Annotated in this window: 9 protein-coding genes, 1 pseudogene and 2 riboswitches; of the genes and pseudogenes, 9 read left to right on the top strand and 1 reads right to left on the bottom strand. The window is 67.4% G+C overall.

The annotated features are described in order from the left end of the window. Positions 1-283 precede the first annotated feature (283 nt). Together DFS13_RS36480 and DFS13_RS36475 are read left to right on the top strand one after the other, a co-directional pair. The gene (locus DFS13_RS36480; RefSeq protein WP_060214077.1) at positions 284-1,405 is read left to right on the top strand and encodes a sensor histidine kinase; all 1,122 of its coding nucleotides are present in this window, start codon (positions 284-286) and stop codon (positions 1,403-1,405) included. A 268-nt stretch (positions 1,406-1,673) separates the two neighbouring features. Beyond that, the gene (locus tag DFS13_RS36475; protein WP_111442791.1) at positions 1,674-2,474 is read left to right on the top strand and encodes a phosphodiesterase; all 801 of its coding nucleotides are present in this window, start codon (positions 1,674-1,676) and stop codon (positions 2,472-2,474) included. A gap of 141 nt (positions 2,475-2,615) precedes the next feature. Here the strand turns inward: DFS13_RS36475 and DFS13_RS36470 are convergent, their stop codons facing one another. Continuing rightward, positions 2,616-3,638, bottom strand: coding sequence for an ABC transporter substrate-binding protein (locus DFS13_RS36470; protein ID WP_111442790.1), 1,023 nt, complete (start codon positions 3,636-3,638; stop codon positions 2,616-2,618). A gap of 140 nt (positions 3,639-3,778) precedes the next feature. Next, positions 3,779-3,900: riboswitch (guanidine-I (ykkC/yxkD leader) on the bottom strand. A gap of 432 nt (positions 3,901-4,332) precedes the next feature. Beyond that, a riboswitch (guanidine-I (ykkC/yxkD leader) is annotated at positions 4,333-4,464 on the top strand. A 56-nt stretch (positions 4,465-4,520) separates the two neighbouring features. Between DFS13_RS36470 and DFS13_RS36460 the strand changes: the two genes are divergently transcribed. The 7 genes and pseudogenes from DFS13_RS36460 to DFS13_RS36430 all read left to right on the top strand — a co-directional run. Then, positions 4,521-5,276, top strand: coding sequence for an urea amidolyase associated protein UAAP1 (locus DFS13_RS36460; RefSeq protein WP_111442789.1), 756 nt, complete (start codon positions 4,521-4,523; stop codon positions 5,274-5,276). Between the two features lie 11 nt (positions 5,277-5,287). Next, complete coding sequence (locus DFS13_RS36455; protein ID WP_006498062.1) at positions 5,288-5,944, top strand: urea amidolyase associated protein UAAP2; 657 nt, start codon at positions 5,288-5,290, stop codon at positions 5,942-5,944. 88 nt (positions 5,945-6,032) lie between these two features. Continuing rightward, positions 6,033-9,653: an urea carboxylase gene (uca, locus tag DFS13_RS36450; RefSeq protein ID WP_111442788.1), complete on the top strand. Its 3,621-nt coding sequence runs from the start codon at positions 6,033-6,035 to the stop codon at positions 9,651-9,653. Beyond that, positions 9,650-11,521, top strand: coding sequence for an allophanate hydrolase (atzF, locus tag DFS13_RS36445; protein WP_111442787.1), 1,872 nt, complete (start codon positions 9,650-9,652; stop codon positions 11,519-11,521). Before uca ends, atzF begins: the two co-directional genes overlap by 4 nt. Before the next feature lie 64 nt (positions 11,522-11,585). Next, positions 11,586-12,560, top strand: a complete 975-nt coding sequence (locus tag DFS13_RS36440; protein WP_006485545.1) for an ABC transporter permease — start codon at positions 11,586-11,588, stop codon at positions 12,558-12,560. Between the two features lie 45 nt (positions 12,561-12,605). Continuing rightward, positions 12,606-13,517: an ABC transporter ATP-binding protein gene (locus tag DFS13_RS36435; RefSeq protein ID WP_111442786.1), complete on the top strand. Its 912-nt coding sequence runs from the start codon at positions 12,606-12,608 to the stop codon at positions 13,515-13,517. Positions 13,518-13,724: 207 nt separating this feature from the next. After that, positions 13,725-13,805 (top strand): annotated as a pseudogene (locus DFS13_RS36430) (amino acid ABC transporter substrate-binding protein); the annotation flags it as partial. Positions 13,806-13,897 lie beyond the last annotated feature (92 nt).

Genomic DNA, 13,897 nt, shown 5'->3' with positions numbered 1-13,897 from the left:
CGAAAGGCGGCGTCCGGTTGAACGGGGGTGACGCGCATCGATTATCGGCGATGCTAGCCGCCCGACGTGACGAGCGTGCGAATCGAAGCCTCCTTCGGCCCTGAAAAGGACCATCGCGCATCGGGAATCGTTCGGTTCGCCGGGCCCTGGCCGCCGGGCATTCACCGCCCACGCGGCCGGAAATGACGACGGCGGTGATCGAATCGTCGGATAACGCCGTTGTTCAGTGATATCGTGCGGTTCGACAGAAGCGTTCACCGTTCATTCCGTTGTGAGGGGCGACATGCGTCTTGCTGATTTCATCGTACGGAACATGGAACCGATCCTGGTGCAGTGGGAAGCGTTTGCCGCCACGTTGTTACCGGCCGCGAGGCACATGAACTCGCAGGGGCTACGCGACCACGCGCGCGAGATCCTGACCGCCGTCGCCAAGGACATCGCGACGCCGCAAACGAGGGAGGAGCAGCACGAGAAATCCCTGGGGCGCGCGCCCGAGCCGGCGAACGCCAGCGAGACGGCCGCCCAGACGCATGCCGTTCTGCGCGCCCGGCGGGGTTTCAACATCAACCAGCTGGCAGCCGAGTATCGGGCGCTGCGTGCCAGTGTGCTGCGGCTGTGGATCGATGCGTGTCACCCGGCGCCGCCTGATATGGGCGACATGATTCGCTTCAACGAAGCGATCGACCAAGCGCTGGCGGAATCCGTGGCTTTCTTTACCGACCAGGTCGAGCAGGCGCGCAACTTGCTGCTCGGCATGCTGAGCCACGACATGCGCACGCCGCTGCAGACCATCCAGCTCACGGCGTCGTATCTTGCCGCCCTCAATGCGGGCGAGGCCGTATCGGAGGCCGCCGCTCGGCTGATCCGAAGCGGCGGCCGCATGCAGGGCCTTCTCGACGATCTCTGCGATTTCAATCGAACCCAGCTCGGGCTGGGCATCAACGTCGTTCCCCGCAATATCGATCTCGCGCACGTGCTCGTCAATGTGGTGGACGAGTTGCGGGCCGGTCATCCGGATCGCGAAATTACCGTCGATATGCGCGGTGATCTCCGGGGTGAGTGGGACGAGCAGAGAATGCAGCAGTTGCTGAGCAACCTGGTGGGCAATGCCATCAAGTATGGCGCGCGCGATACCCCGGTGCGGGTGGTGGCCACGACGACCGGCGATGAAGTGTTCGTCGAGGTCGGCAACAGCGGGCCGGCGATCGATCCGCGCATGCTCGACCGCATTTTCGATCCGCTCGAGCGCGGGGAAGAGCGTCAGGGAAGGACGGGTGACGATGCCGGCCTGGGGCTCGGCTTGTTCATCGCGAGGGAAATCGCCAAGGCGCATCGCGGCCGGATCGACGCGCGCTCCGATCAGACGGAAACCGTGTTTGCGGTGCGGCTGCCGAGACGTGTATGAAGCGGGAAGCGCGGGCCGGGGGATGATTCGCCGTCGGGCTTGCGGTCGGCGGTGGCGAGAGGCCGCTACCGGCCAGAAGCCGCCTTGCGTGCTTCGCCACCCGGCGTCTGCGTCTGCTTGCCAACCCGAATCAGCCACGCTGACGCACGATTGAGCGCGCGTGGCGCACGACCGTTGTCACCGAAAGCCTCTGTCGATGGGCGAATTTTGTCCGGCCTAAAATCTCCTCGATCGATGTACGGGCAGGTCAAAGCCAACGGAGCGCTGAGTGACGGTCATCGCACAACTTTCCGATATTCATGTCCGGCCTCACGGCGTCCTGTATCAAGACGCCGTGGATTCCAATGTCATGTTTTCGGCAGCCGTCGATTCGCTGAACCGCATTCGACCTGAGCCAGATCTGGTCGTCATCTCCGGCGACCTGACGGACGAGGGCACCGAAGACGAGTATCGAAAACTTCGCGAACTGCTCGTCGAGTTGAGGCGACCGTTCGTGGTTCTGCCGGGTAATCACGACGACCGTGGCAATCTGCGAGCCGCGTTCCCGGATCACGCGTGGCTTCCGGACGAGGGCGCACTCTCGTTCGCGCTGGACGTGGGCGAACTACGCGTCGTGGCGTTGGACACCTCCGTTCCAGGGCTACATCACGGTGAACTGGACGCCGAAACCCTGGTGTGGCTCGACACTGAACTTGCCGAGCATCGCAATCGGACGGTGGTTATCGTCATGCACCATCCACCGTTCATGACCGGCATTCCTTATCTCGACATCTACGGGTTGCGAAATGCGGAGGCATTTGCCGCGGTTCTTGCGCGGCATAGCAACGTAGATCGCATTCTTGCCGGGCACGTCCACCGGTCGATGCAGACGCGTCTTGGGCGCGTTCCGGTACTCACCTGCCCGAGCACGACCACTCAGATTGCGCTGCGCGTTGAAGCGGACGCGCAGCCCGCTTCTTTTCTCGAACCCCCTGCATACATGCTGCATCGCTGGGCAGGTCGAGGTCAGCCAGCGGTCTCCCACTTGTGTTACGTGGGGCACTTCGAGGGCCCGTTCCCCTTCGCGTAAGCGTCCCCGTCGGGGACACGGCGGTCGATGACGTACGAGGCATTGGCACGACATGGACACGCCATGTCGCTTGTTACCCCGGAGCAGACGATCGACCGGCGTTACCACCGGCGCGTCGCCGCGCCGGCAGGCGCGCCGCCGTCAATGCGCGTCGACGAGCCGCGGATCGATATACGCGTCCACGTCCTGCGACTGCTTGTACACGGCGTTACGCACGTTGAACGCATTCGCGTTGCGCGTCGAGCCGTAGATCGAATCGAGCCCGTCGCCCTTGCGGAACGCGCGCTTCGCGGCCGCTTCGTCGAGCAGATGCGTGCCCTTCAGCAGCGGAAGGTATTGCGCCGGCGCGAGCCCGACGCGTGCCGACATGATCTTGACCGCATCGGCCTGCGTCTTCGGATCGTTGATGTAGGCGACGCAGCGATACCAGACCTTGACCACCTTCGCCCAGTCGGCCCGGCGCGCGGCGAGGCTCGCCGGCGCGACGGTGATCGCATCGTAGATCAGCCCCGGCGCATCCGCCGACGTGAAGATCGCGCGTGCGCCCGGCGCGCGTTTCAACGCCTCGCCCGCATTCGGTTGCCACGCGGCCACCGCCGCGATGTCGGCCGACGAACCGAGCACCTGCGGCAACTCGTTGGTTTTCGCATTCACGAGCGTGACGTCGCCGTCCTTGAGCCCGTGCTTCTGCAGCGCGGTTTCGAGCAGCAGGTGATCGACCAGGCCGAGCTCGACGCCGACCTTCTTGCCCTTCAGCGCCTCGACGGTGCGCAAGGGCGGCTTCGCGACGATCATGTCGTTGCCGGCCGAGTAGTCGGTCAGCAGGATCATCACGTTCTTCGCGCCGGACGCGCCTGTTACCAGCGCATCGCCGTTGGTCGCCGCAACCGCATCGAGCTTGCCTGCGGAAAACGCGTCGAGCGACGCCGAATAATCGAACCACTCGAAATCGACGTCGACGCCGGCCTCCTTGAACCAGCCCTTGTCGAGCGCGACCTGGAAGGCGACCCAGCCGGGCCAGTCGCTGTAGCCGATCTTCAGCGGTGCGGCAGCCTGCGCGGCAGGCGCCGCCCATAGCGTGGCGGCCGCAACGGCGGCGCCCAATGTATGACGGATGAAACGGAAGGACGGCAGGCGGCGGAACGCCGGGGCGGGACGGGTCATCGTTGTTCTCCAGGAGACCGGGATCGGGATCGTCGATACGGATCGTGCGTGAGCACACGTTCCGACTGCATGGCCGGTTCCTGCGGATGCGGAACGAACGAGGCGGCCACGGAGAGGCGCGACGGCCGTTGCCATCGCCAATCTCCCGGGCTTTTGTCCCGCCGTGTAGCGCGTGCGCATCCGGTCTCGCGAACGGATGAACCCGCGCCGGGCTGCTCTCGGACCAGACGCTCGATGAACCGGAACCCTAGCACCCCTAAGATGCGACGCCGCCGCACCTCTCGGCGTCATGCCGAGCGAGAAGCGTGCCAATGGCACGCGGCCATCCGATTCAACGTCGGCGCAAGGGGCGCTGAAGTTCGATGAAACGGGCGGCGAACAGCGCGTGCAGTACGCGTCGGAGCAGGTCGAGCTTGTTCATGAAGGATCGTGCGTGAGATGACGGTGCACGGATTCAGCAATAGCCATGCCATCGCGGAGCGCGCAGTGTGCGAGCACGCGACGCGCACTGCGCCGGTGCGCGGTTGCGTGCGCATGGTGCGCCGCACGCCCGCCGCGAGGGCAAGAAAATGCGTCCGCCATTCGGATGCCATGCATCATCGCGCCGCCGAGCCGCGTCGTGTGGTCATTGGGCAGCGCCTGGCACGCAACTCGCTTATTCGACGCTCGAGAGGTGCGAAGCAATTTGCATCATCTTCAGGATCGCTAGGGTTCCGGTCGTGCGGCATGTGCCGTGCGATGTCTGGTCCGAGAGCAATCCGGTCTTGCCTTCGCCTCGATGAGAGGAAACGGCGAGGCTCCACGGAGGGATAAAAGCCCGGGAGGTCGCGATGTCGTTCGGTCGCCCTCTCACGCCTTTTATCAACCGACCCCGGAGCCGCCATGTCGCCGAGCCCCCAAGCCATTCTTGCCCCGCCGCCGCACGTCGCGTGGGAAACGCTGATTCCCGCCGGAACCCACTGGTCCGGCATCCTGCGCCGCGGCCTCGCGCTGCGCATCGTCGACGTCGACGGCGGCGCGAACCTCTCCGCCGTCTTTCATCGCCAGGAAGACCTGCTCGAACGCTACAACATGGCCGACACGCTGAAGGCGCAGCACACCGCGCATCTCACGCGCGGCCATGCGCTGTATACGGACATGGGCCGCGTGATCGCGTCGATCACGGCCGACACGCTCGGCTGGCACGACCCGCTCGGCGGCGTCGGCGATGCGCGGCTGTTCGCGCACAAGTACGGCACGTCGTCGTACCAGGCTGATCGCAACGCGATGATCCGCAACGGCCGCGACAGCCTCGTGCTCGAACTCGCGAAATACGGACTGTCGGCGCGCGACCTCGCCGCGAACGTCAACTTCTTCAGCAAGCTGGACACGCGCGACGACGGCGCGCTCGAGTTCGTCGCCGGCCATTCGCCGGCCGGCAGCACGTTCGACCTGCGCTTCGAGATGAACACGCTCGCGGCGTTCTCGACCGCGCCGCATCCGCTCGATCCGCGTCCGGACTATGCGCCCAAAGCCGTGAAGCTGATCGCGTACCGCGCGTATCCGGCCGACGGCGCCGCGCCCGACGACGACCCGTGCCGGCGCGCATGCGCGGAGAACACGCGCGGCTTCGCCAACACCGACCGTCTGTTCGCATGAGGAGCGAGACCATGCCGATCACCGAAAGCCGTCTCGATCCGCGCGACGCGATCCACGACGTCACGCTGAACGCGGGCGACCCGTGGCTGCACGACCTGAAGCGCGGGCAGATCTTCCGCATTCTCGACCTGGAAGGCAACCAGGCCGTCGACACGCTGTTTTACCGCACCGACGATCCCGAAGAGCGCTACAGCGCGCAGGACACGATCCGCGCGCAGCGCAACCTGTACCTGAGCGCGGGCAGCGTGCTCGTGTCGAACCACGGCAACCCGATGGCGACGATCGTCGCCGACACGTGCGGCCGTCACGATACGCTCGGCGGCGCGTGCGCGGCCGAGAGCAACACGGTGCGCTATGCGCTCGACAAGCGCTACATGCACAACTGCCGCGACAGCTTCCTCAACGCGATCGCACACTGCACGTGCGGCGCCGGCGCGCGGCTCACCAAGCGCGACCTGGTCGGCAACGTCAACTTCTTCATGAACGTGCCCGTCACGCCGCTCGGCGGGCTCACGTTCGAGGACGGCATCTCCGCACCCGGCAAGTACGTCGAGATGCGTGCGGAGATGGACGTCACGGTGCTGATCTCGAACTGCCCGCAACTCAACAATCCGTGCAACGGCTACAACCCGACACCCGTGCGCCTGATGGTGTGGGAGGCGGAATGAACGGCCCCCACGCGCACTTGCTTGGCATGGAGCCGGAGTACGCGCTGAAGCGTTACTCCGGGCCGATACGTTCGCTGCAGGAGGCAACATGAGATTCGCCAAAGTCCTCGTCGCGAACCGCGGCGAAATTGCCTGCCGCGTGATCCGCACGCTGAAGCGCCTCGGTATCGCATCGGTCGCGATCTATTCGGATGCCGATCGCGACGCGCGCCACGTGGCGCTCGCCGACGAAGCCGTACGCGTCGGGCCCGCGCCGGCGGCCGACAGCTATCTGAACGTCGCGGCGATCCTCGCCGCCGCGCGCGAGACCGGCGCGCAGGCCGTGCACCCCGGCTACGGCTTCCTGTCCGAGCATGCCGCCTTTGCCGACGCATGCGAAGCCGCAGGCCTGCGCTTCATCGGGCCGCGCGGCGAACACATGCGCGCGTTCGGCCTCAAGCACACCGCCCGCGAACTCGCGGCCGCGCACGGCGTCGCGTTGCTGCCCGGCACCGGACTGCTCGACGACGTCGCGACGGCGCTTGCCGAAGCCGACGCGATCGGCTATCCGGTGATGCTGAAAAGCACCGCGGGCGGCGGCGGCATCGGTATGTCGCTGTGCCGCGATGCCGCGCAGCTCGGCGCGGCGTTCGAATCCGTCGTGCGGCTCGGCGCCGCGAACTTCGCGCATGCGGGCGTCTATCTCGAGAAGTTCGTCGAACATGCGCGACACATCGAAGTGCAGATCTTCGGCGACGGTCGCGGCGGGGCGCTCGCGCTCGGCGAACGCGATTGCTCCGTGCAGCGGCGCAACCAGAAGGTGATCGAGGAAACCCCCGCGCCCGACCTGACCGACGCCGAACGCGACGCGCTGCACGCGAGCGCGGTGCGGCTCGCCCGCGCGGTGGGCTACGCATCGGCCGGCACGGTCGAATTCGTGTTCGACGCGAGCACGCGACAGTTCTATTTCCTCGAAGTGAACACGCGGCTGCAGGTCGAGCATTGCGTGACCGAGGCCGTGACGGGCGTCGATCTCGTGGAATGGATGATCCTGCAGGCCGAGGGCGACCTGCCGCCGCTCGACACGCTCGCCGTCGCACCACGCGGCGCGAGCATCCAGGTGCGGCTGTATGCGGAGGATCCGCACAAGCAGTTCCAGCCGAGCGCCGGGCTGCTCACGCACGTGGCGTTTCCGGACAACGTGCGGGTCGACGGCTGGATCGAGGCAGGCACGGAGATCAGCGCGCATTACGATCCGCTGCTCGCGAAGCTGATCGTGCGCGGCGACACGCGGCGCGACGCGCTGGCCGCGCTGCGTGCCGCGCTCGACCAGACCGAGCTGTACGGGATCGAGACCAATCTCGACTACCTGCGTGCCGTCGTCGGCTCCGACGCGTTCGCGCGCGGCGCGCCGACGACCGCCTTCCTGTCGCGCTTCGCGTTCGCGCCGCATACGATCGACGTGCTCGACGGCGGCGTGCAGACCACCGTTCAGCAGGCCCCCGGGCGGGTCGGCTACTGGAGCGTCGGCGTGCCGCCGTCGGGGCCGATGGACGACCGCGCATTCGACCTTGCTAACGCGCTGCTCGGCAACCCGCGTGACGCGGCCGGGCTGGAATTCACGATGGTCGGCGCGACGCTGCGTTTCAATACCGCGACGCTGTTCGTGCTCGGCGGTGCGCCGCTCGCGGCCACGCTCGACGGCGAAGCGGCGCCGTTCTGGCAGGTCGTGCGCGCACGAGCGGGCGCGGTCCTGAAGCTGGGCGGCGTGACGGGCGCGGGCGTGCGCGCGTGTCTCGCCGTCAAGGGCGGGCTGCAGGTGCCCGACTATCTCGGCAGCAAGGCGACCTTCACGCTCGGCCAGTTCGGCGGCCATGCCGGCCGCGCGCTGCGCAAGGGCGACGTGCTGCATCTGCACGCGCAAGCGGGGCGTGGCGATGCCGGCGCGACGCTGGCCGCGGCCGACATTCCCGCGCTGACGCATGCATGGACGCTCGGCGTGCTCGACGGTCCGCATGGCGCACCGGATTTCTTCACGCCGGACGACATCGCGATGCTGTACGGCACGCAGTGGACCGTCCATTACAACTCCAGCCGCACCGGCGTGCGGCTGATCGGCCCGAAGCCTCGATGGGCGCGTGCGGACGGCGGCGAGGCGGGGCTGCATCCATCGAACATCCACGACAACGCGTATGCGATCGGGGCCGTCGATTTCACCGGCGACATGCCGGTGATCCTTGGCCCCGACGGGCCGAGCCTCGGTGGCTTCGTCTGTCCGGTGACGGTCGTGCGCGACGAGTTGTGGAAGCTCGGGCAGTTGCGGCCGGGCGATACCGTGCAGTTCGTGCGCGCGGGCGTGTCGTCCGGAATATCGGCCGGGGAACCGGCTGCCGCGGTCGTGGAGGCGACACATGACGTTGCCGCGGCTGCATCCGGCTCGTTCGACGATTGCGTGCTGCATCGCGATCCGTCGGCCGGCGGCGGCATCGGGGTCGTCTACCGGCGCTCGGGCGATCGCAACGTGCTGGTCGAATACGGGCCGCTCGTGCTCGACCTGAACCTGCGTTTTCGCGTGCACGCGCTGATGGGCTGGCTCGACGCGCACCGGTTGCCCGGCATGCTCGACCTGACGCCGGGCATCCGGTCGCTTCAGGTGCAGTTCGACGCGCGGACGCTACCGCTTGCCGCGCTGCTCGCGCATCTGCAGACCGCCGAACGCGAACTCGCCGACGTGGCCGACATGCGCGTGCCGAACCGCATCGTGCATCTGCCGCTGTCGTGGGACGACCCGTCGACGCGCGTCGCGATCGAGCGCTACATGCAGTCGGTGCGGCCCGATGCGCCGTGGTGCCCGAGCAATATCGAATTCATCCGGCGCATCAACGGCCTGGCGAGCATCGACGACGTGAAGCGCATCGTGTTCGATGCGCGTTATCTGGTGATGGGGCTCGGCGACGTCTACCTCGGTGCGCCCGTCGCGACGCCGATCGATCCGCGGCACCGGCTGGTGACGACGAAGTACAACCCCGCGCGCACCTGGACGCCGGAGAACGCGGTCGGCATCGGCGGCGCGTATCTGTGCGTGTACGGGATGGAAGGGCCGGGCGGCTATCAGTTCGTCGGCCGCACCGTGCAGATGTGGAATCGCCACCGCACCACGCGCGAATTCGAGGCCGGCAAGCCGTGGCTGCTGCGCTTCTTCGACGAGATCCGCTTCTACGAAGTCAGCGAGGCCGAGCTGCGTGCGCTGCGAGAGGATTTCATCGCGGGCCGCGCGACGCTGAAGATCGAGGAATCGGTGTTCGACCTGCGCGCCTACAACCGCTTCCTGCACGACGAGGCGGAGTCGATCGCCGCGTTCAAGGCGACGCAGCAGGCCGCGTTCGACGCGGAGCGCGAGCGGTGGCGCGTGGCCGGCCATGCGGAATACGTCGGCGAGGGGGAGCCGGGCGATGCGCAAGCGGAACGGGTAGCGGGCGCCCTCGACGACACGCAGCGGGCGATCGCCGCGGACGTGTCGGGCAGCGTGTGGAAAGTGCTGGTCGAAGCCGGCGAGCGCGTGAGCGCGGGGCAGGTCGTCGCGATCGTCGAATCGATGAAGATGGAGGTGGCGGTGACGGCAACGGAAGACGGCGCGATCGAGACGATCGATTGCGCGCCCGGCATGGCGGTGGTGGCCGGCCAGCGGCTGATGGTGATGAAGGCGGGCGCCGCCGAGGAGGTCGCATGAGCACGACGGAACGCTCGATCCTGCGCGGAGTGCATGCGATTGCCGCGCTGCGCGCCCGCTACGCGGCGGGGGACCTGACGCCGCCTGCGCTCGTCGACGCGATCGCCGCGCACTTCGATGCGGGCGACCCGCACCATGCGTGGATCCGGCCGCTCACGCGCGACGAGATGATGCCGTACGCCGACGCGCTGGCCGGATGCGACATCGCGTCGTTGCCGCTGTACGGCGTGCCGTTCGCGATCAAGGACAACATCGACCTCGCCGGCATCCCGACGACGGCCGGCTGCCCCGCCTACGCGTACACGCCGGCACGCAGCGCGCCCGTCGTCGAGCGGCTGATCGCGGCCGGTGCGATTCCGGTCGGCAAGACGAATCTCGACCAGTTCGCGACCGGGCTCTCGGGGCAGCGCTCGCCTTACGGCGCGTGCCGCAATGCGCTCGACCCGCGCTACGCGTCGGGCGGCTCGAGTTCCGGGTCGGCGGTGGCCGTCGCGCTCGGGGTCGCGACGTTCTCGCTCGGCACCGACACGGCCGGCTCCGGGCGAGTGCCGGCCGCCTTCCACGGGCTCGTCGGGCTCAAGCCGACACGGGGCGTGCTGAGCACGCTCGGCGTGGTGCCGGCCTGCCGGTCGCTCGATTGCGTGTCGGTGTTCGCGCGTTCGGCGGACGACGCGCGCGTCGTGTTCGCCGCTGCGCACGGCGTGACGGAAGGCGATCCGTACGGGCGCGCATGGCAGCCGCTGCTGGGTGCGGACGGGTTGCGGGCACAGCCGGCGCGGCCGCTCGGGCAAGTGCGGTTCGGCACGCCGCGTGCCGATCAGCTCGAATTCTTCGGCGACGCATCGTATCGCGCGGCGTGGGTCGCGGCGCTCGAACGGCTGCGCGCGACCGGCGCGCGGCTCGTCGAGATCGACTTCGCACCGTTCCTGGCCGCCGCGCGGCTGCTGTACGACGGCCCGTGGGTCGCCGAGCGGCTCGCCGCGATCGGCGCATTCGCCGCGCGCGAGCCCGACGCGCTGCATCCGGTGATCCGCGAAATCGTCGGCGGGGCGTCGCGCTTCAGCGCCGCCGACGCGTTCGCCGCATTCGACCGGCTGGCGGCGCTGCGCGTCGACGCAGCCCGCGCGTGGGACGGCCTCGATGCGATCGTGATGCCGACCTCGGCGACGACCGCGACCGTCGATGCGCTCGAAGCCGATCCGATCGCGATCAATTCGCGCTTCGGCTACTACACGAACTTCGTGAACCTGCTCGACCTGTCGGCGATCGCGATGCCGGCGGGCACGTGCCTGACCGGGCCGCATGCGGGCTTGCCGTTCGGGATCACGTTCGTCGGGCGTGCGCACGACGATGCGCGGCTGCTCGATCTCGCACACGCGTGGGGCGACGGCGTTGCCGCTGCCGATGACGGTCGGCCGCCTGCGGCCACAGTGTCGGCGCGTGTCGCAGCCGCGGGTGTCGTGCGGGTGGCTGTCGTCGGCGCGCATCTGCGCGGCGAACCGTTGAACGGGCAGCTCACGCAGCGCGGCGCGCGCTTCGTCACCGCGACCACCACCGCGCCGGCCTATCGCCTCTACGCGCTGTCCGCGGAAGCAAGCGGCGGTGTCGCGAAACCGGGCCTCGTGCGTGTGCCGAACGATGGCGCACCGATCGCGGTCGAGGTCTGGGAGATGCCGGTCGACGCGTACGGCAGCTTCGTCGCCGGTATCGCGGCGCCGCTCGGCATCGGCACGCTGACGCTCGCCGACGGTACGCGCGTGCAGGGCTTCCTGTGCGAAAGCGTGGCGCTCGACGATGCGCAGGACATCACGCGGTTCGGCGGCTGGCGGGCATACCGCGCGCAGGCAGCCAGCGGCGCATTGCAATGAACGCCCGGTCGCGCGATGCCGCGGCATCCGCGCGACCGGCACCCGAAACGATACGGAGATTCCGATGACAACGACCCGCAACACGACCGGCTGGCTCGCGGTGCGCCGCGAGCTGACGACGCGCGGCCAATGGACGCTCGGGCTGGCGTCCTTCCTGCTGCCGTTCGCCGTCTGGTGCCTGATCAGCTACGTCCCGTTCGTCTGGCATCCGCAGATGCGCATCACGAATCCGGGCAGCGTCGACTATTTCCAGACCGGCATGCAGATCGACCGCGACGTGTTCGACGACGAGCTCGCGCATGCGCGTGCGGCGCACGCGGCGGTGCCCGAGGGCGAGCGCGCGAATCCGGTCTACCTGCCGGCGCCGCACCAGGTATTGCGCGCGTTCTACACGGCGTTCACGACGCCGCCCGCGTCGCGCGACGGCGTGTGGCTGCACGAAAGCCTGTGGCACAGCATCCGCATCATCTTCTGGGGCTTCGTGATTTCGTCCGCGATCGGCGTGCCGCTCGGCATCGTCTGCGGCACCTTCAGTGCGCTCGCGCGGCTGCAGGAGCCGTTCCTGGAGTTCTTCCGCTACCTGCCTGCGCCGGCGTTCGGCGCGCTGATGGTCGCGATTCTCGGCATCTACGACGCGCCGAAGATCGCGATCATCGTGATCGGTACGCTGTTCCAGCAGGTGCTGATCATCGCGAACACCACGCGCAAGCTCGAATACGGGCTGTTCGAGGCCGCGATGACGCTCGGCACGAAGAAGCTGAAGCTGCTCACGCACGTCGTGATTCCGGGCGTGCTGCCCGACCTGTATCGCGATCAGCGGATCCTGCTCGGTTGGGCGTGGACCTACCTGATCGTCGCCGAACTGGTCGGCACGAGTTCGGGCATCACGTGGTACATCAGCCAGCAGGCGCGCTACCAGCATTTCGACAACGTATATGCGGCAATCCTGATGATCGGGATCATCGGCCTCGGCACCGACATCGTGCTCGGGCTGCTCGGCCGCCGGCTCTTTCCGTGGGACCGCACGCTGAAAGCGTGACGTCCGCTCCCACGTCCCCATCGACCGATTTCCGCAGAGGGCATCATGCAGAACCCGCAAGCCGTCCCCGATTACCTGATTCAATCCGACGCGGTGCGCGAGCGCTTCGCGCGGCTGAAGGAGCGCGACGTGATCCTCGACGTGCGACACGTCGGCAAGCGTTTCGCGACGCCGCAGGGCGAGTGCGTCGCGCTCGACGACATCAGTTTCCGCACGCACCGGCGCGAATTCGTGTGCGTGATCGGCCCGTCCGGCTGCGGCAAGTCGACGTTGATCCGGATCCTCGCCGGGCTCGACGCGCAGACGAGCGGCGACGTGCTGCTCGACGGCAAGCCGGTCGACGGGCCGGGCGCCGATCGCGGGATGGTGTTCCAGGGCTATACGCTGTTTCCATGGCTCACGGTGAAGAAGAACGTGATGTTCGGCCTGCGCATGAACGGCAGCAGCAGCGGCGCGGCCGAGCGCGAGGCGCTGCAGTGGCTCGATCTCGTCGGGCTGACGCGTTTTGCCGACGTGTATCCGCACCAGTTGTCGGGCGGCATGAAGCAGCGCGTGGCGATTGCCCGTGCGCTCGCGAACCGTCCGCGCATCCTGCTGATGGACGAACCGTTCGGCGCGCTGGACGCCCAGACGCGGACAAGGATGCAGACGCACCTGCTCGACATCTGGCGCAACATCGACGTGACGATCCTGTTCATCACGCACGACCTCGACGAGGCGATCTTTCTGGCCGACCGGATCCTGGTGCTGAAGGCGAATCCGGGCGGAGTGCAGGAGTTGATCGAAGTGCCGGTGCCGCGGCCGCGCGATTATTCGCAGGTCAATACGCCCGAGTTCATCGCGACGAAGGCGCGACTCGAAGCGCTGATTCATCCGAAGGAGGCCGCGACGGTCGAAGACGACGGCATCAAGCCGCACATGATCCGGATGACGGACGTGACGGATAGCGTCGAATAGCGTGGCGCCAGGTCATGCCGTCACGCCAGAACGCCAGTCGCATCGGGCCTCGATGTTTCGGGTTGATGACTGCATCGACGGGCGCGTCAGGAAAATGCCGCCAACTTGCTTACATCCGGATTAATTTTGTCCACGCTGAGTGGACCTCGACTTCCCACGGTAAGCTGATGCATTCCTGATCGATTCTTCGGCTTGCGAGAGAAAGCGATGAAGGTGACCATTGCGTACATCGAAGAACCGCCATTCGGCTGGACCGAAGCGGATGGCACCGCGACCGGTGCCGATCTAGGGAAACGCTGATTTATTCGGCTCGGCGGTCATCGCAGACGTAGCCGAGGACGTTTAGAAGACAGCTCACGGAACGGACCCACGACGATGAA

This window comes from Burkholderia sp. 28_3 (assembly GCF_003253915.1).
Taxonomy (GTDB): domain Bacteria; phylum Pseudomonadota; class Gammaproteobacteria; order Burkholderiales; family Burkholderiaceae; genus Burkholderia; species Burkholderia cenocepacia.
The sequence above is the reverse complement of the archived record's forward strand: the minus strand, read 5'-3'. Positions and strand labels throughout refer to the sequence as shown.